The organism is Streptomyces sp. NRRL WC-3742 (genome assembly GCF_000720635.1).
Classification (GTDB): Bacteria; Actinomycetota; Actinomycetes; order Streptomycetales; family Streptomycetaceae; genus Kitasatospora.
Window position 1 is genome coordinate 48,889 of sequence record NZ_JOCF01000044.1, and the last position, 17,546, is coordinate 66,434.

Genomic DNA, 17,546 nt, shown 5'->3' on the forward strand with positions numbered 1-17,546 from the left:
GAGTCGCCGTGACCACGCCCTCGGCCCCCTACGAGGTCCGCCTCATCGACTCCCGCAGCCCCCACTTCGTCCTCCTCGAGTGCTGGGGCATCTGGGACCTCACCCGCCACGACTACCTCCGCGCCCCGACCTCCCCCGACCGCATCCGCCGCTTCTACACCCGCTCCGCCGCCGAGTCCCACCTGCGCACCCTCTCCTGACCCCCACAAACACGCGCCGCCCCGGGGTGGGCCCGGGGCGGCGCGCACGGTCACTACCTGGCGGAGGCGGCGCCGCCGGTACGGCCGCTGGACGAGGCGCGAACGGAACGGCTGACCGTTAACTGATCCAGCGCCCCGGTACTCCGAGGCGCACGTCACCGAAGTCCTCAGGTGCCAGCAGGAGTTCACCAATCCCTGAGCCCCGCCGCCCCTACACTCTGCCCGTGATCGAAATCCTCACCGACATGGGCCTGCTGACCCAGCCACTCATCGACCTCGAGACCGTCCAGATGGCCGGCGTCGCCCTGGGAGCACCGGCCACCGGCGTCCCGATCCACAGAATCGTCTCCGCCCAGTTCCCCACCGTCGCCCGGCACTGGGACGGCATCGGCCTCGACGGCGAGTACTTCGACTCCGACAACCGGCCGATGACCCTCGAGGACGTCGTCGCCGCCACCACCGAGGCGGACGGCTTCCTGCACTGCGGCGACCAGCTCGCCTACAAGGTCCAGACGGGCAGAGTCGTCGGCTTCGCGATCTCCGGCTCGCACCTCTCCCACTTCGCCCACCTGACCACCTACGACCAGATGCTGGCCGCCTTCGGCCAGCCGGACCGCATACGCGAGGCCGGGGCGTACGGCGACCTCGTGACGTACGGCAACTACTACCGGGCCGCGCGGAAGCAGGTCAGGTGGAACGAGCTGGAGCGCCGGGTGGACCTGATCAACCTGGGCGCCTTCGAGGAGCTTTCGGGCCCGTGACGGCTCACGCCGCGTGGTCGTTCGCCGCCATCACCTGCGCCAACCGGCCTGCCGCCGCCACCACGGCAGGCCAGGCGGGCGAATCCAGGTAGACCTCGTCGGCGGCATCGGCACCGACCGCCTCCTGCACCACGCCGTAGGCAGCGCCGAGGCGAGCCATCAACTCGACCTCCTCCTCGGTCCGGAGGCTCTGCCCCAGCCAGGGGTGCGGATCGTCCGCATCGCAGAAGTCGTCGAAGAGCACATGCACGACGTGGTCGAGATCTTCGAACTCACCCGGGTCGAGCCACACCTCCCGCTGCCGGGTCGGACTGGCCAACGCCACGACCGCAGGCACCACGTGCATGCGGTAGTACGGAAGAGCGACACCGTGATCGATCACGAGCCGAGGCTATCCCTCGATCCTCCGTGTCCGGCCCGGGCTACGTCTCAAGCCGTAGTCCGATGGTCCCAACCGGCTGCGGCTGTGGACCGATTGACGTTCATCGGGGTTCCCGATCGATCATGGTTCGTCGGGATCGGCACGACGGGGAGGCAGGCAGCACATGTGGGGCAAGTGGATCGGCTTCAGCGTACCGGCGGATGCCCGGGAGCGATTCTCCTCGGCCCAGAGCGCCTGGTCGACGATGAGCGACCAGCCGGGCCTGGTCGGGCAGGTGGGCGGCTGGGACGCGGCCACCGGCCGTGCGCACCTGCTGGCCCTCTGGGCCGACGAGGGCGCCTACCGCCGCTTCATGCGCGAGCGCCACGACACCGTGACCGCCGCCAACCAGCAGAGCACCACCTACACCGCGATCGACGTCTCCACCGGCGAGGTCGTCCTCGACATGGCCGGCGACGCGGGCGACTCCCTCCCCCGCGCCCTCCCCCGGGCCCTCGAACGCGCCACCCTCCTCCGCGTCGCCGACTGTCGCCTCCTGCCCGGCCGCGACGACCACTTCCTCGACGTCCAGCGCACCGTGTGGGCACCGGGCATGGCCGCCGCCGGAGGCATGCTGGCCGGGGTCGTCACCCACCTCGAGCCGCACCGCTACCTCGTCACCACCCTCTGGTCCGACCCCACCGCCCACCAGCGCTACACGACCCACCACCTCCCGGCCCTGCTCTCCCGCGCCACCCTCCAGAACGACCTCCACTCCATGACCGGCCACGTACTCCCCCTCGAACCGGCCTGGCACGTCACGGCGCCGTCCGCAGGGAACCTGCCGAGCAGGGACCGGCGGCGACCTACAGCGCGTCCAGCCTGAATCCACGACGAAGCCGCAGAGCACGCGCAGCGCGTCGCAGGAAACGACGAATTCGCCATCGAGTGGCACCCACAGCGGACTTCCGCGCCGGAGTAGCCAGAGCATCCGGGCGGAGGACCCTGGCGGTCGAACACCTCTCCCGGATCGTCGAGACGGCCGATCGGCCGTGGCTCGCCGAGGCGCCCTCCTCCCGGGGCCCGGCGGTGCGCCCGGGACGCCGACGACCTCATCGTCACCCTGGCCTGATCAGCACCCCGGGTTCCGCCGGCTCCGCGCCAGTCACGTCCACCCCGAGCCGGAGACCCGGTTGACCCGTGGTGAACGATGGGGAGCATGATCTCCAGGGAACGTGCCGTCGAGCTCGTCGAGGCCCAGCTCGCGAAGGAGCAGCCGACCTGGGCATCGGCGTCGCGCTGCGAGTTGGCTGTGGTGTCCGTGAAGAAGCACGAGTTCGGCTGGGCCGTCTTCTGGAACTCGGCGGAGTACGCGCGGACCCGCGACCGCCACCACATGCTGATCGGCAGCGGCCCGTACCTGGTGGACGGGCTGGACGGGAGCATCCACCACATTCCCACCACCACGTGGATGAGCAGGGACTGGGAGGAGCTCTACCTCCGGCAGGTTCGGGGGGACAGGTCGCGGGACCCGGTCGCCCGTGAAATCCGGGCGCTGGTCGAGTCGGACGGGGCCGTGGCCGCCATGCACCACCTGCGGAGGCGGGCGCCGCGGTTGAGCCCGGAGCAGGCGCAGGCGTACGTGGCCGCCGTCCGGGGTGGGGGCGAGCCGTCGGAGGAGTTGGCGGAACTCACCCGGGCGGAAGAGCTGTTCCGGCGCCCGGTCATCGAGACGCTGGCCGGACCGGTCCAGTAGGCCCGGGAAATCGGGTCGTCCGCTGCGGAGCGGGCTCGGCATGATGGGCCGATGGATGATCCCAAGAGGACCGAACCCCCGCGGCTGGCCGACGATCGTACGTCGCTGGTCGCCTTTCTCGACTACCAGCGCGAGACCCTGGCCTGGAAGTGCGCCGGGCTCTCTCCGGAGCAGTTGCGGCGGCGGGCCGTTCCGCCGTCGGGGCTGTCGTTGCTCGGGTTGATCCGGCACGAGGCCGAGGTCGAGCGCAGCTGGTTCCGGAACGTGGTGAACGGGGAGGGCGTCCCGGCGTTCTGGCCGCGTCGGGAGGAGGGGGCGTTCGCCGAGTTCGACGTCGACGACGCGGATCCCGAGGAGGCGTTCCGCATCTGGGAGGAGGCGTGCGCGCGGTCGCGGGAGATCGTCGAGGCCGCCGGGTCGCTGGACGACCCGATCCGGTGGCGGGAGGAGACGTTCTCGCTCCGCTACATCCTCACGCACATGATCGAGGAGTACGCGCGCCACAACGGGCACGCGGACCTGCTGCGCGAGCTCGTCGACGGAAGCACCGGCGAGTAGCGGCGAGCAGCAGCGAGCAGCAGCGGCCCGCCTAGCACGTCCGGTGGGCCGCCGGACAGCCAGGAAACTGCACCTTCCCACCGGCAGTGCACTCGGTTCCGGGGCATCCTTCGCGTCCGTAGCGTCATCGGCATGACAACGATGACGCAAACACCGCCGCAAGCCGCCCGTCGGCGCGGCCTGTTGGTCTACCTGGTCCTCGCCTACGCCGGGATGTGGGCGGCCATGGCGCCGCTGCTCGCCGACGGCTACCGGCGGGCCGATGCCCGGGAGGAGGTCGGAACCCTCGAGCAGGTGTGCATCGGCGCCGCGATGCTCACCCCGGCGCTGGCGGCACTGTTCGTGGTCCGTTTCGTCGAGCGCGGCGACGGCGTGAGGGAGGCGCTCGCGTTGCGTTGGCCCCGGCCCTGGGGCCGCGCGCTGTGGGACTGTCTGCTGCCGCTCGGGGTCCTCGCCGGGCTGACGGCCGCGCTGTTGGCACTCGGCGCGCTGGCGGGCAGCTACCCGTTCGCCGGGTTCGGGGCGCTGGACGCGGGGTCGGTCGGGTCCTGGGCGGTGCAGGGGGTGATCGGGATGGCGGTGTCACTCCCGCTGTTCTTCGGGGAGGAGCTCGGCTGGCAGGGCTTCCTCCTCCCCCGGCTGGTGCGGCTGGAGAACGGCGAGACAGGCACGGCGACGCCGGTCCGCGCGTACCTGCTCACCGGTACGGCCTTCGCGCTCTGGCACCTGCCGCCGCTGCTGATGGGCGGCCAGTATCCGGGGCGGCCCTGGTACGTGGCGGTGCCCGCGTTCGTGGTGAGCTGCGCGCTGGTCCTGCCGGTCTTCACGTGGCTGCGGCTGCGGTCGGGGTCGGTGGTTCCGGCCGTACTGGCGCACACCTTCGCGAGCAGCATGAGCGTGTCGATGGTCAGGGAATTCGCCGACCCGGACGCCGAGTTGGACCCGCTCACCATGGGTCTCGGCGGCTGGCCGGGCTGGATCGTCCTCGGCGCGTTCGTCACCTTCCTGGCGCGCACCGGCCGGCTGCGGCCGTCCCGCTACGGCCGGGGGTAGCGGGTCCGGGCCTCAGGGGGCAGCGAACCGGGCCACGTACTCGTCGAACGGCGGGATGCCGACCTCCGCCCTGCGCTCGTCCATCCGCTCGGGCTCCTCGCAGGGCCACGGGACCGGCGCGCCGTCGCGCACCCCGGCGATCTGCGTGCCGTAGATCTGCGGGCGGCCTTCGTTGACGAGGGTGCGGTCGCGCAGGAAGGCCACGTCGCGGGGGCTGACGTGGCCCCCTGCGGCCTCCTCCTCCATGAGCCTCAACGCCCGCCGCTGGACGTCGAGTTGGCGGTCGGCGTGCTGCGCGATCAGCCATGCTGCCCGGGCCGCCTCCTCGCCGACCAGGTCGGCGGTGGGCCAACCGTGGGCGTCCATCAGCTCGTTGAGCCGGTCCGCGTGCCGCGTAGTGAGCCGCCGCCACTCCAGCTGCTCCGCCGGGTCCTCGCTGTTCGCCATCCGCGCACCCCGGTGGTCGGCCTCGGCCATGCCGGTCAACTCCCGGGCCAACGCCGCGATCTCCGATGCCATCCCGCACTCCGTTCCCCGTCGGTCCATGCCGGTCCATGCCAGCCCATGCCGGTCCATGCCGGTCCAACGGAAACCCTAGGTGCGCCGAGCACCACGGAATCTCCTGCTCAGGAACGGTGACAGGCCCGTCCGGATGCTGGGATACTGAAGCCGGCCCCGGAGAACACAACCCTGACAGACGACCGGTCGTAGGCGTCCTGTTAACCTGCTCGACATGATCAAGTGGGGTCGGGGAAACGGAATTCGGTCGGCGCGACGACGCACGGCCACCAGCGTGCGCTGATCGCCGCCATCTTCGTCAACCGGGTGGGCAACGGGCTCTTCAACACCGCCTCCGTCCTCTACTTCACCCTCGTCGTGCACCTCCCCGCCGCCCAGGTCGGGGCCGGGCTGACGATCGCCGGGCTCTGCGGGCTGGCGGCCGGGCTGCCGGCGGGGAACCTCGCGGACCGGTTCGGGGCGCGGCCGGTATGGATGGTCGGCCTCTGCGTCCAGGCCGTCACCATGGCGGCCTTCGTGACCATCGACAGCTGGCTCGCGTTCACCGTCGTCGCCACCCTGGACCGGCTGGCCGCCACGGCGAGCAACGCCGCGGGCGGGGCGCTGGTCGCCCGGGCCGCCGGGGACCGGCCGGCGGCGTTCCGGGCCAGGCTGCGGACGTTCGGCAACCTCGGCGTGGTCGTGGGCACGCTGGGCGCGGCCTTCGCGGTGCAGATCAACACCCGGCCCGCGTACACGGTGCTGATCCTCGCCAACGCCGCGAGCTTCGCCGTCGCCGCACTGATCACTCTCGCCGCCGTCCCGAACCACGCGCCGCTGCCCCGGCCCGAGGGGCACCGGCAGTGGACGGTGCTGGCGGACCGGCCGTACGTGTCCTTCGTGGCGCTCTACAGCGCGATGGGCCTGCACTACCAGAGCGTCTCCCTGCTCCTGCCGTTCTGGCTCACCTCCCACACCGACGCGCCGCGTTGGACGGTTGCGGCGGTCTACGCGGTCAACAGCGGGGTGTGCGTGCTGCTCCAGAGCCGGATCGGCTCGACGGTGGAGACGCCCCGGCAGGGCGGGCGGGCGCTGCGCATCGGGGGGCTGCTGTTCCTGGTCAGCTGCCCGCTGATGGCGCTGACGGCCGACGTCCCCACCTGGGTGGCGCCGGTGCTCGCCGTCCTCGCGGTGTGCGTGCACAGCGTCGGGGAGGTGTGGGAGTCCTCCGGCGGGTACGCCCTCGGTTACGGGCTGGCGCCCGACCACGCGCAGGGGCAGTACCAGGGCCTCCTCGGCATCGGCTTCGAAGCGGGCCAGGCGCTGGCGCCGCTCGTCCTGACCGGGGGCGTCCTGGCGCTCGGGCACCCGGGGTGGCTGCTGCTCGGCCTGTTCTTCGCGGGCCTGGGCGTGGCGGGGCCGCCGCTCGCGGCCTGGGGCGAGCGCGGCCGCGCGGCGGAGCAGCCCCGGGAAGGCCGACAAGCCGGGCCCCGGAGCGCCACACCCTGATCAGCATCAGCCGGCGAGCGCCGAGGTGATCTGCCGGGTGGTCTGCGCGGCGACCCGGGGGTTCACGGCGGCGTGGTGGACGTAGGCGTTCAGTCCGGTGGCCAGGGCCCAGCCGCGGCCCCGCGCCCAGGTGGCGTCGTCGACGCCCAGGGCCGTACGGAACAGCGCCCGGGTGCGGGCGGACAGCAGGGTGAAGGCGACGGTGAGGTCGCAGGCCGGGTCGCCGACGCCGAGTTCGCCGAAGTCGATGACGGCGCTGAGGCGCCCGTCGACGGTCAGCAGGTTGCCGGTGTGGAGGTCGCCGTGGAACCAGACGGGCGGGCGCGACCATCCGGGGGCGGCCAGCGCCGCGTCCCACACCTCGGTCATGGCGGCCGCGTCGAAGGTACCGCCGACCTGCGCGATGGCGGCCCGGGTCGCGGCGTCCCGTTCGATCAAGGACGCACCGGACAGCTCGGCGGAGAGCTCGGCGTCCCCGACCGCGGCCCCCTGCAGCGCCGTCAGGAACTCCGCCAGCTGCCCGGCCACCACGGACGAATCGGCCAGGCCCCCGACCGTCGCCACCTCCCCGCCGAGCCACCGCGAGACGGACCACGGCCACGGGTACCCGAAGCCCGGCTCCCCCGCCCCCGCCGGGACGGGCACGGCCAGCGGCAGCCGCGGCGCCAGCCGGGGAAGCCACAGGGCCTCCTTCCGCGCCTGCCCGACGGCGTCCCCGTGCCGGGGCAGCCGGACGGACAGGCCGTCGCCCAGCCGGTGGATCACGTGGTCCGACCCGGCCGGGTCGACGAGCGCGAGCGGCAGCCCCGCCCACTGCGGGAACTGCGCGTCGACCAGGCGCCGCACCAGCGCGGTGTCAATCACCGGCCGAAGGCCCTCACCACTCCCACCCGCCACAGGCAACTCCCGACCCGCTGGGCCCACCCCGTCCGGCGGGCGCTCCCGGCCATCACAGCCGCTCGCACCCCCGGGTGTCGACCGGTTTCCGGTCCTCGGCCGCCGACTCCCGTACCCGGTCGAGCAGTTCGGGGACGCGCCGCGCCCGGGCGGCTGGTCTCCGTCCACCCGGCTCCCACCGGTCCTGCTCCGCGCGCTCGTCGCGGCCGCGGAGCGCACCGACCTGCTCAGCCCGCTCGCCGCGCTGCGCACCGCCACCGACGTCGCCCTCACCCCGTGGCGGCGCGACCCCGCCGCCTGATCACGGCAGCGGCATCACGGCACCTGCATCACGGCACCTGCGTCACGATCCAGTCCGCCGAGGCGCCGTCGCCACCCGGCCGGGCCGCGACGTTCCCGGGCTGGGCCTCCGTCAGGTAGAGGTCGTTGCCGTTGAGCCCGGACTCGGACCTGATCCGGGTCCGGCTCCCGGGCGCGGCGCTGAAGGTCCACGCCGCCTCGCTGGTGCGGCACGGGCCGAAGCGGGCGTTCCAGAAGTCGCCGACGGTCACGCAGCCCCGGAACCCCTCGTCCGGGTCGTACGCGGCGACGTTGGTGGCCACGCCCTCCACGTGCAGCTCCCACCGCTGCCCGGCGGCCGGCCCGCACGCCTCCAGGCCCATCTGGCTGGTGCCGACGGTGTGGTGCAGGCACGTCCCGGTGTGGACGTTGCGCAGGGTGTACGCCGACTCCGAGGCGGCGGCGGGGGCCCCGGAGGCAGTCCCGGAGGCAGCGGCGGGGGCGACGAGCGGGAGGAGCAGGGTGGCGACGGCGACGGCGGTCGCCACCCCTCCGTGAGAGCGAACGGGCATGCGGCGGCTTCCAGTTGCGTGCAGGAGTGGAGCTCGTGCCAGGAGAACGCCGAACCACCCCGGTAGTAGACGGTTCAACGGATCGGTTCGCCCGAAAGTGTTCGTACCCGCCCCGAATCCACGGACCGGGGCGGGCTTGCGGCACAGCAACAGAGCCGCACGGCAACACCGCCGGCCCTACCTCCCGAGCTGGTCGGCGAGGGCCTCGACGGTACGTCGGCGCATGGTCATCAGCGCGACCGCCGACCCGTCCGCGAAGTGGAGGCGGAAGCGCGCCATCAGCTGGAGCCGGGGCCGGCGTTCCACCCGCTGGACCAGGTGCCGGGGCGCGTGCCACACCAGTCGGGACGGCTTGCGGATGTCGATCGGGACGATGACGACGGCCGCGCGCCGGTCGGTCACCACCAGGAGCCTGCGGGTCGGCACGCCGTCCGAGGCCGGGAAGCCGCTCGCGATGCTGCCGTGCCCGCCCGAGACCGCACCGATCCTCGCCAGCTTGTTGCCGATCGCCGCCCCTGCCCCGTCGCCGACGCCGCTCGCCCCGGCCACCGGGGTCACCGTCGCGACGTCCAGCAGCCGCTCCCCCTGCTCCAACAGCGGCTGTACGGCCTGGCGGTACTGGTTGATCAGGTTCTCGGTCATGCGGGCCAGGGTAGCGACCACGTGTTCGACCTCCGCGCGGGCCGCCGCTCCCCCGGCCGGGGGAGCCGCTCCGCCGCGCGGAGGATGGCCGCCTCCGGGCCTCTCGCGCATGCTGGTGGACGTGACGGCAGCACGGTGGACGAGCGGGTGGCCCGGGTACGCGGCGGCGGCATGGGGGGTGCTCTTCGCAGCGCCGAGCTTCTACTGGGCGCTGGGCGGTACGGGCGGCGCCTCGACCACGGTCTCGCCCTCGCTGGTGAAGCTGGCGGAGGACCGGGTGACCTGGTTCCTGGTGGTGCTGTGGGTGACGGGCGTGCTCAAGCTCGTGGGCGCGGTGCTGGGGATCGCCCTGCTGCGCAGCCGGGGCCGGCGGCCGGACCACCTGCTCCAACTGGCGGGCTGGGGCGCGGGGGTGCTGCTGGTCTGGCACGGCGGGCTGTTCGTGGTGGAGGGGCTGCTCGTGCAGAGCGGGGTGCTGCACATCGCACCGGAGCTGGTGCCGGTGAGCCGCTGGTACACCTTCCTGTGGGGGCCGTGGTTCGTACTGGGCGGGGTCTGCTTCGTCCTGGCCGCGCGGCTGCACCTGCGCCTGGTGGCGCAGCGGCGGACCTGCGCGATCGCGGGGGCGGTCGGCGGGTTCGGGGCGCTGGGGCTGTCGGCGGCGATGCTGCTGGGGGGCATCGGCTGACGCATCATCGGCCGGGACGTGCGTCGTCGCGTCATGTGATCATGGTCATACCGGCCGCCGCCACCCCGCCCCCGGGCCTCGCCGCGCGCCGCACCACCCGCCCCGACCGCCACAATGTCCGCATGAGGATGATCCACACCCTGCTCGGCCTGCTGCTGCTCCTACTGGTGGTCGGCAGCATCCTGCGCACCCTGGTCGTCCCGCGCGGGCTCTACTCGGCACTGGTCAACCGGCTCTGGACGGTGCTGCGCACGGTGCTGCGGGTCTCGGCCGCGCCCTTCGGCACCTACCGGGCGCAGGACCGCGCGCTGACCTGGCTCGCCCCGTTCGTCCTGGTCGGCATGCTCGGGGTGTGGCTCAGCGGAATGCTCGTCGCCTACACGCTGCTCCTGCACGGCACCTCGGACCTGCCCTGGACGGTGGCCATACGGGAGGCCGGCTCCAGCCTCTTCACCCTCGGCTACGCCAGCGGCGAGCGGCTGCAGCTGTCCGCGATCGACTTCCTGGCCGCCGCCAGCGGACCGCTGGTGATCGCCCTGCAGATCTCCTACCTGCCGACCCTCTACGCCGCCTACCAGCGCCGCGAGACCGAGGTGACGCTGCTGCAGTCCCGGGCCGGCGAGCCCGCCTGGGGCCCCGAGCTGCTCGCCCGCCAGTCCCTGGTCGACACCGAGACCGCGCTGCCCCAGCTCTACCGCGACTGGGAGCGCCTGGCCGCCGACATCGGCGAGAGCCACTCCAACTACCCGGTGCTGCTCTCCTTCCGCTCCCCGCAGCCCAACCGCAGCTGGGTGGTCGGCCTGATCGCCGTCATGGACGCCGCCGCCCTCCACCTCGCCCTGTGCCCGCGCTCGGCCCCGCCCGAGGCCCGGCTGGTCATCCGCGCGGGCTTCACCGCGATGCGCGACATCGCCCGCTCGCTGCGCATCGACTTTGACCCGGACCCGGACCCGACCGCCCCGATCCGCCTCACCTACGCCGAGTACCTGGGCGCCGTCGCCATGGTTACCGCCGCCGGCTTCCCCCGGGAGCGGCCGGTCGAGGACGGCTGGCGGCACTTCAACGGCTGGCGCGTCAACTACGAGTCCGTGGCGTACGAGCTGGCGCGCCGCAGCGACGCCGTCCCCGCGCTGTGGACCGGCCCGCGCGACTTCCGCGCCCCGGTCATCCCGCCGGCCCGTCCCACCGACCGGCGCCCGAGCGTGGACGGCGGCGGGAGCGACCCGGGGAGCGCCGCTTCGCCCGGCCTGTGAGATGACGAGCTGACGATACGTCAATCCTCTTTGCGTGAGGGCATCTTGCCGATCCAACCATGCGCCGTTCCCCCACGAAGAATCTGGCATCATGGACCGACCGCCCCGTCCGGCGGAAGGTGAGGACCCTCGTGACACCCCCTGACACCCGTACCGCCCGGCCCGGCGCCCCCGCCTTCCCGATGGCCCGCGGCTGCCCGTACCGGATGCCCGACGGCTACGAACTCCTGCGCGCCGCAGGCCCGTTGTCCCGTGTCACCCTGCACGACGGCAGCACCGCCTGGCTGGTCTCCGGCAGCGAGGAGGGCCGGGCGCTGCTGCTCGACGCCCGCCTGTCCGTCGACGTCCGCCGCCCCGGCTTCCCCACCCTCTCCCCGCAGCTCGCCACCCAGTCCGAGAACGGCTTCACCCCGCCGCTCAGCGGCGTCGACGACCCCGAACACGCCCACCAGCGGCGGCTGGTGATCCCCGGCTACGGCATCCGCCGCATCGCCGCCATGCGCCCGGAGATCGAGCGCACCGCCGAACAGCTCCTCGACGCCATGCTCACCGCCCACGACCGGCGCGCCGACCTCGTCGCCGACTACACCCTCCCCCTCGCCTGCGCCGCCGGCTTCGCCCTCCTCGGCGTCCCCCCGGAGGACGGCCGCCACATCGCCGAACGCACCCGCCGGGTGCTCTGCCCGGCCGACGAGGCCGAATCCGCGGACGCGCCGCAGAACTTCACCGAGGTCCTGGAGCGGCTGCGCCAGGTGCTCGACCGCGAGGAGCACCAACCCGGCCTGATCGCCGAACTGCTGGGCGCGGACACCGAGATGGACCGCGACCAGCTCACCCTGCTCTGCGCCATCCTGCTCACCGGCGGAGACGACACCACCTCCAGCACCGTCGCCGCCGCCGTCCTCGCGCTCCTCCAACACCCCGACCAGCTCGGCCTCCTGCGCGAGGACCCCACCCTCCTCCCGGGCGCCGTCGACGAGTTGACGCGCTACACCTCCGTCGCCGACGTCCTCCCCCGGATCGCCGTCGCGGACCTCGAGATCGCCGGGCACACCGTCCGCGCGGGCGAGGGCGTACTGATCTCCACCATGCTGATGAACCGCGACCCGGCCGCCTGGCCCGACCCGGACACCCTCGACCTCACCCGCCGCGCCGGGCGCCACGTCGCCTTCGGCTACGGCGTCCACCAGTGCGTGGGACAGAACCTCGCCCGCGCCGTCATCGAGACCGCCCTCGCCACCCTCCTGCGCCGCGCACCCGGCCTGCGCCTGGCCGTCCCCGCCGACCGGATCCGCGCCAACCCCCCGTACGTCCTCCAGGGCAGCGTCTCCACCCTGCCCGTCACCTGGTAGGGACCTCCCGCATGCCCGTCCACCTCTCCCCCGACCGCTGCATCGGCGCGGCCCAGTGCACCCGCAACGCCCCCGAGGTCTTCACCCAGGACGAGGACGGCCTCGTCCGCCTCCTCCCCGGTGCCACCCCCGACCCGCACGACCCGGCGGTACGGGAGGCGGCCCTGGCCTGCCCGGTGCAGGCGATCAGGCTCCCGGGTTAGGACGTGGACGGCGGGACCCTCGGATCGAACCGCGCACTGCCGCCGCGCGGGGCCTCCGGCGGGCCCGAGGGGCGACTCGGCTCCGCGGGCCGCTCGGCGCGGCGCCGTCGGTACGGTGCCGCGACCCGCTCGGCCACGCCGGCACTCGCGACCGCCGCACCCACGATCATCACCAGAACCACCGGTACCTCGCGCTCCCCGCGTGCGACGGGGCACCCCTCAGGCTCGTACGTGTAGGTGGAGGTCCGACTGTTGCTGCTGGCCGACTCCGCCGTGTGTTTCTCCTCGTAGACAAACACCGACCCGCAGGCCCCGCCCTTCACCTCGACCGTCGAGAAGCAGCCCCAGAACAAGCCCCCCAGGAAGAGGACCGCCCCCGCGGCCGCTAACCGCACCGAACCCACCATCGATTCCCCCGTACGTCCGAAGCACCCCCGTGCACTTCTTACGGGGATACCCCACGCGAGGGGGTGTGTCACGGCCTCCGGCGAAAATCGACGGCTCAGACGTCGACGGACGCCCCCGCGGTGAGCGACTCCTCGGCGGCGGCCAGGATCTCGACCACCCGCAGCCCGAACTCCGCGTCGCAGGCGTGCGGTTGCCCGCTCGCCGCCGAGGCGGTGAGCGCGTCCAGCGCCCGGTGCAGGGCCGCGACCGGGCCCTCGCCGCGCTCCGGCAGGTGCGCCACGCCGTGCTCGCCGCGGATCTCCATGCCGGTGCCGCCGCCCGCCACCGGCGCCGTCAGGCTCAGCGCCAGCGTGCTGGACGCGCCGCCCGCGTGACGCAGCACCAGGTGGACGGTGTCCAGCGGCCCGGCCACCGCCGTCACCCGCGTCGCGTCGCCGAGCACCGGCAGCAGCACGGACAGCGCGTGCGGGCCCACGTCCCACAGCGCGCCCTTGTCCCGCCGCCACGGCGAGTCCGCGTACGGGCTGGCGCTGCCGGGCGCGAACACCGAGCCGAGCCAGTCCGAGCGCCCGGTGAACCAGCCGCCCAGCGCCGCCTGCCGCTCGATCCACGGGATCTGGTCGCCGCCGAAGCGGACGGTGAAGAACACCACCGAGGCGACGTTCCCGTGCCGGACGGCCTCCGCGACGGAGCGGGCGTCCGGCACCGTCAGCGCCACCGGCTTGTCCAGCAGCAGGTGGCAGCCGGCCTCGGCGGCCCTCACCGCGAGTCCGGGCTGCACGGACGGCGGCAGGGCGATCGACACGGCGTCCACCCCGGCGAGCAGCTCGTCGAGGTCCGCGTACCCGGGGACGCCGTACGCCGCGCCCAGGGCCTCGGCAGCCTCCGGGCGGCGGCCCCAGACGCCGGCGAACTCCAGCCCCTTGTGCTCGGCCAGGACGGGCGCGTGCACCCGGTCCGCCCAGGGGCCGGTTCCCAGCAGTCCGATGCGCACGACGTCTCCTTCTTCCGATTTCCTCGGGGCTCAGCCCTGGACGCGGGCCAGCGTGAACCCGTCGTACCCCTTGCTGCCGACCGTCTGCACCGAGGTCGCGCTGACCCTCGGCTCCGCCGCCAGCAGCGCGTGCAGCGCGCGGGTGCCGACCACCGAGGGGTCGGTGGAGTCCGCGTCGGCGACCCGGCCGCCGCGCACCACGTTGTCGACGATGATCAGCGAGCCCGGACGGGTCAGCTCCAGCGCCCGGCGGAAGTACTCGGGGTTGCTCGGCTTGTCCGCGTCGATGAACACCAGGTCGAAGGGCTCCACGGCGTCCTCGACCAGCGCGGCCAGCGAGTCCGCGGCGGGCCCGACCCGTACCTCCGCCACCTTCCCCAGCCCCGCGCGCGCCAGGTTCCCGCGCGCCACCTCGGCGTGCTTCGGGTCCAGCTCCAGGGTGATCAGCGCGCCGTCCTCGGGCAGCGCCCGGGCCAGCCAGATCGCGCTGTACCCGCCGAGCGTGCCGACCTCCAGGATGCGGCGCGCACCCTGCGTCAGCGCCAGCAGGTGCAGCAGCTTGCCCTGGTTCGGGGCCACCGCGATCTCGGGCAGTCCGGCCGCGGCGGCATCGGCGGTGGCCGCCTCCAACACGGGGTCGTGCCCGACGAGTTGCTCGGAGAAGTAGTCGTCCACCGCGTCCCAGACGTCCTGCGGTGACTGCTCGTTCGGGTGCGTCATCGGGCCCTCCAGCTGGACAGGATCGGGGAGCTTACCCGCCGATGCTACCCGGGGCCCGACGACCACCCTCCGTCACATCCGGAAGATCGTTCCCGTGCCTCCGGTCACTCCGCCACGCCGGCCTTGGCGGCGGCAGCAGCGGCGGCCGCCTCCTCCGCCTCGATCCTGGCGTGGGTCTTCGCGGCCCGGCGCTTCATGATCCACGCCGAGGTGAGGCCGACCACGACCGCCGCCGCGAGCCCCGCCCAGGAGAAGCGCGCCAGCCACGGCTCGATGCTCTTGCCCACCTTGTAGACGAGCAGCGTCGTACCACCGGCCCAGACCACGCCGCCCAGCACGTTGGCGATCAGGAACTTCCAGTACGGCATCTTCAGCGCACCGGCCAGCGGACCGGCGAAGATGCGCAGCAGGGCGATGAAGCGGCCGAAGAAGACGGCCCACATGCCCCACTTCTGGAACGAGCGCTCGGCCGTGGCCAGGTGCGACGGCCCGAAGTGCTTGGGGAACTTCCTCCCCAGCTTCTCGAACAGCGGCTTCCCGCCCTTGCGCCCGATCGAGTAGCCGATCGAGTCGCCGATGATCGCGCCCGCGATCGCGACGCCCGCGACGCCCCACGGGGTCACCACGCCCTTGACCGCCATCAGCGACGCCGTGACCAGCGCGATCTCGCCGGGCAGCGGGATGCCCAGCGACTCGATCATGATGATCAGCCCGACCAGGGCGTACACCGCAGTCGGTGGAACGCTCTCGATCCAGGTGTCGATGTGCAAGGCCAGTCCCTCCGTGGCAGGACGGGACAGTCGAGCGGCGCGCGGCGGCGCCGCCGCGGTCCCGACGGTTCTCTCCGATGACGGCACCCAGGCCGCCTCCCCCGAGGGGCAGCCTAACGCGCCGGGCAGGCCCGTCCCCCTGGCCGATCACCCGTGGTTACGACGTGCGGTGCATGGCCATGGTTCCAGGTCGGGCGGTCTTTGTTCAAGATTCGGCAAAACGCAGTGCGACCACGGACGGCCTCCGGTGCACCCTCCGCGCCAGCGGCAGCAGGGCGCGCACCGGCCCGCGCCCGCCCTCCGGGTACACCTCGCGCACCCCGGTCACGCCCGGGTGGGCGGTGGCGAGCTTGCCGCGCTCGTCCGCGTCCATGCCGAAGGGCATCGGCGGCGCCTCGTAGTACCTGTCCCGCAGCTTCCCGGCCGTCGCCCGCGCGCTGAACCAGCGCGGCACGGCATCCAGCACCATCTCCCCACCCGGGAACCGCTCCGCACAGGCGGCGATCAGCTCCCGCACCTCGGTCGGCCGCAGGTACATCAGCAGCCCCTGCGCGCTGATCATCACACCGTTACCGGCGTCCACCTCGTCCATCCACCGAAGATCCGTCGCCGAACACGCCAACACCCGCCGCCGCCCGTCCGACGGCAACAACCGCTCCCGCAACCGCGCCGCCTCCGGCAGATCCACCGACAACCAGCGCGCCCGCCCGTTGTCCACCCGCCACGCCTGCGTCTCCAACCCGTCCCCGAGCCCCACCACCGTCCCGCGCGGACACCGGCGCAGGAAGTCCGTCACCTCCCGGTCGAAGCAGCCCGCCCGCAGCGCCTGCAACTGACTCACCCACCCGGTGCTCCCGAACCGCTCCTCGAACGGAAAGTCGATCCGCCCCACCAACTCCACCGCCACCGGATCCCGCAGCACCCCGTCACCGCGCCGCGCCTCCACCACCCGATGCCACAGCGTCCACAACGCCGTCTCCTCCACCCGGCCCAACCCCTCGCCGCCGCCCATCACCCTCACTCCTCCCACACCGCCACCCCGGACCCGCCGATTCTCACACCCCGCACCCCACCACCCCACCGCCCCACGCCGCCCCGCACCGCCCTCCGCCGCACAGGAAGTCGAACCGGCCGACTTCCTGTGCGAGCGCCTCGCCGCCGGCGGGCGCCGGGTGGTGCGGTACGACCTGCGGGACAGCGGGGAGTCGACGACCGGGGATCCCGAGGCGCCCGGCTACACCCTGCGCAGCCTCGCCGCCGACGCGGCGGCGCTCGTCGACGCGCTCGGCGGCGGGCCCGCGCACCTCGCGGGGATCGGTGTGGGTGGGACGGTCGCCCAGGTGGCCGCGCTCGACCATCCGGGGGCGTTCTCGGCGCTCACGCTGGTCGGTACCCGTCCGGTGGCCCCCGGGCCGCCGGACGACGACCTTCCCGGGCACGACCGGGCGACGATGGGACGGGTGTTCGCACGCCCGCTGCCCGACTGGGCGGATCGCGAGGCGGTGGCGGACTTCGTCGCCGGGGGCGCGGAGATCCTCGGCGACGACCCGGTCACTGCGCGCGCGGTCGCCGCCCGCATCTGGGACCGCACGCCGGGAACCGCGCCCGCCGTGCAGACGGCCAACCAGCTGCGCACGGTCTTCTCCCGACTCGACTGCACACCCCGCTGGCGCGAACGGTTGCCCGGGATCAGGATCCCCACGCTCGTCGTCCACGGCCGCCGCGACCGGTTCTTCCCGGTCGGCAACGGCGAGGCCGTCGCACGCGAGATCCCCGCAGCCCGGCTGCTGATCCTCGAGGAGGGTGCCACGGCGATCCCGGACGCGGCGGTCGGCGAGGTCGCCGAGGCGATGCTCGCACTCGGGTAGCGGACTTCTCCCGAACGGCGATCAGGCGACCAGGGGGTGTCCCGCTACGGCCTCCACCGGGCACGGAAACGCGGCGGGCACTACGCAAGTAGTGCCACTACTTGCGTAGTGCCCGGGCCGTGGCGGGGGGTCAGCCGAGGGTGAAGGCGCCGTCGGGTGGGGGCGGGGAGGGGGTGGCGGTGGTGTCGGTGGTGGGTGGGGTGG

21 protein-coding genes and 1 pseudogene are annotated in these 17,546 nt (G+C 73.4%); 13 read left to right on the forward strand and 9 right to left on the reverse strand.

Annotated elements, in window-relative coordinates:
- The first annotated feature begins 8 nt into the window (after positions 1-8).
- Complete coding sequence (locus IH61_RS0123765; RefSeq protein ID WP_031073100.1) at positions 9-200, forward strand: hypothetical protein; 192 nt, start codon at positions 9-11, stop codon at positions 198-200.
- A 224-nt stretch (positions 201-424) separates the two neighbouring features.
- A complete protein-coding gene (locus IH61_RS0123770; protein WP_031073101.1) occupies positions 425-961 on the forward strand; it encodes a hypothetical protein in 537 nt (178 codons plus the stop codon).
- A 4-nt stretch (positions 962-965) separates the two neighbouring features.
- Here IH61_RS0123770 and IH61_RS0123775 read toward each other — a convergent pair whose 3' ends face one another.
- On the reverse strand, positions 966-1,343 hold the full coding sequence (locus IH61_RS0123775; protein WP_031073103.1) for an SCO4402 family protein: 378 nt from the start codon (positions 1,341-1,343) through the stop codon (positions 966-968).
- A gap of 163 nt (positions 1,344-1,506) precedes the next feature.
- Between IH61_RS0123775 and IH61_RS43145 the strand changes: the two genes are divergently transcribed.
- From IH61_RS43145 to IH61_RS0123795, 4 genes are all read left to right on the forward strand, one after another.
- Positions 1,507-2,208 (forward strand): DUF4937 domain-containing protein, encoded by a 702-nt coding sequence (locus IH61_RS43145; protein ID WP_031073105.1) that lies wholly within the window; start codon positions 1,507-1,509, stop codon positions 2,206-2,208.
- Between the two features lie 333 nt (positions 2,209-2,541).
- Positions 2,542-3,078, forward strand: coding sequence for a YrhB domain-containing protein (locus tag IH61_RS0123785; RefSeq protein WP_031073108.1), 537 nt, complete (start codon positions 2,542-2,544; stop codon positions 3,076-3,078).
- A 51-nt stretch (positions 3,079-3,129) separates the two neighbouring features.
- A complete protein-coding gene (locus IH61_RS0123790) occupies positions 3,130-3,636 on the forward strand; it encodes a DinB family protein (protein WP_031073109.1) in 507 nt (168 codons plus the stop codon).
- Between the two features lie 132 nt (positions 3,637-3,768).
- Positions 3,769-4,689: a CPBP family intramembrane glutamic endopeptidase gene (locus tag IH61_RS0123795; RefSeq protein WP_234327307.1), complete on the forward strand. Its 921-nt coding sequence runs from the start codon at positions 3,769-3,771 to the stop codon at positions 4,687-4,689.
- Positions 4,690-4,701: 12 nt separating this feature from the next.
- Here IH61_RS0123795 and IH61_RS0123800 read toward each other — a convergent pair whose 3' ends face one another.
- Positions 4,702-5,208 (reverse strand): DUF6624 domain-containing protein, encoded by a 507-nt coding sequence (locus IH61_RS0123800; RefSeq protein ID WP_031073113.1) that lies wholly within the window; start codon positions 5,206-5,208, stop codon positions 4,702-4,704.
- Between the two features lie 222 nt (positions 5,209-5,430).
- On the opposite strand from IH61_RS0123800, the gene IH61_RS0123805 reads away from it, so the two are divergent.
- A complete protein-coding gene (locus tag IH61_RS0123805; protein ID WP_063763253.1) occupies positions 5,431-6,696 on the forward strand; it encodes an MFS transporter in 1,266 nt (421 codons plus the stop codon).
- 6 nt (positions 6,697-6,702) lie between these two features.
- On the opposite strand, the gene IH61_RS0123810 is transcribed toward IH61_RS0123805, so the two are convergent.
- Positions 6,703-7,560 (reverse strand): aminoglycoside phosphotransferase family protein, encoded by an 858-nt coding sequence (locus tag IH61_RS0123810; protein WP_234327308.1) that lies wholly within the window; start codon positions 7,558-7,560, stop codon positions 6,703-6,705.
- Between IH61_RS0123810 and IH61_RS47810 the strand changes: the two genes are divergently transcribed.
- A complete protein-coding gene (locus IH61_RS47810; protein WP_199823373.1) occupies positions 7,550-7,894 on the forward strand; it encodes a hypothetical protein in 345 nt (114 codons plus the stop codon). The two genes, IH61_RS0123810 and IH61_RS47810, sit on opposite strands and share 11 nt — an antisense overlap.
- Positions 7,895-7,922: 28 nt before the next feature.
- Here the strand turns inward: IH61_RS47810 and IH61_RS0123815 are convergent, their stop codons facing one another.
- Both IH61_RS0123815 and IH61_RS0123820 read right to left on the reverse strand, forming a co-directional pair.
- The gene (locus IH61_RS0123815; RefSeq protein WP_158845226.1) at positions 7,923-8,444 is read right to left on the reverse strand and encodes a hypothetical protein; all 522 of its coding nucleotides are present in this window, start codon (positions 8,442-8,444) and stop codon (positions 7,923-7,925) included.
- 177 nt (positions 8,445-8,621) lie between these two features.
- On the reverse strand, positions 8,622-9,086 hold the full coding sequence (locus IH61_RS0123820) for a hypothetical protein (protein ID WP_031073124.1): 465 nt from the start codon (positions 9,084-9,086) through the stop codon (positions 8,622-8,624).
- A 121-nt stretch (positions 9,087-9,207) separates the two neighbouring features.
- Between IH61_RS0123820 and IH61_RS0123825 the strand changes: the two genes are divergently transcribed.
- From IH61_RS0123825 to IH61_RS0123840, 4 genes are all read left to right on the forward strand, one after another.
- Complete coding sequence (locus IH61_RS0123825) at positions 9,208-9,774, forward strand: DUF3995 domain-containing protein (protein ID WP_234327309.1); 567 nt, start codon at positions 9,208-9,210, stop codon at positions 9,772-9,774.
- Positions 9,775-9,815: 41 nt separating this feature from the next.
- Entirely contained in the window at positions 9,816-11,027 is a 1,212-nt protein-coding gene (locus tag IH61_RS0123830; RefSeq protein ID WP_158845229.1) for a hypothetical protein, read from the forward strand.
- Positions 11,028-11,158: 131 nt separating this feature from the next.
- On the forward strand, positions 11,159-12,379 hold the full coding sequence (locus IH61_RS0123835; protein ID WP_031073129.1) for a cytochrome P450: 1,221 nt from the start codon (positions 11,159-11,161) through the stop codon (positions 12,377-12,379).
- Positions 12,380-12,390: 11 nt separating this feature from the next.
- Entirely contained in the window at positions 12,391-12,582 is a 192-nt protein-coding gene (locus IH61_RS0123840; protein ID WP_031073132.1) for a ferredoxin, read from the forward strand.
- Between the two features lie 502 nt (positions 12,583-13,084).
- Here the strand turns inward: IH61_RS0123840 and IH61_RS0123850 are convergent.
- The 4 genes from IH61_RS0123850 to IH61_RS0123865 form a co-directional block, all read right to left on the reverse strand.
- Complete coding sequence (locus IH61_RS0123850) at positions 13,085-13,984, reverse strand: Gfo/Idh/MocA family protein (RefSeq protein WP_031073135.1); 900 nt, start codon at positions 13,982-13,984, stop codon at positions 13,085-13,087.
- Positions 13,985-14,014: 30 nt separating this feature from the next.
- Positions 14,015-14,704 (reverse strand): O-methyltransferase, encoded by a 690-nt coding sequence (locus tag IH61_RS0123855; protein ID WP_031073137.1) that lies wholly within the window; start codon positions 14,702-14,704, stop codon positions 14,015-14,017.
- Between the two features lie 104 nt (positions 14,705-14,808).
- On the reverse strand, positions 14,809-15,474 hold the full coding sequence (locus tag IH61_RS0123860; RefSeq protein WP_031073139.1) for a DedA family protein: 666 nt from the start codon (positions 15,472-15,474) through the stop codon (positions 14,809-14,811).
- Positions 15,475-15,679: 205 nt separating this feature from the next.
- Positions 15,680-16,486, reverse strand: a complete 807-nt coding sequence (locus IH61_RS0123865) for a class I SAM-dependent methyltransferase (protein ID WP_199823371.1) — start codon at positions 16,484-16,486, stop codon at positions 15,680-15,682.
- 121 nt (positions 16,487-16,607) lie between these two features.
- On the opposite strand from IH61_RS0123865, the pseudogene IH61_RS0123870 reads away from it, so the two are divergent.
- A pseudogene (locus IH61_RS0123870) lies at positions 16,608-17,342 on the forward strand (alpha/beta fold hydrolase); the annotation flags it as partial.
- Positions 17,343-17,546: the final 204 nt, after the last annotated feature.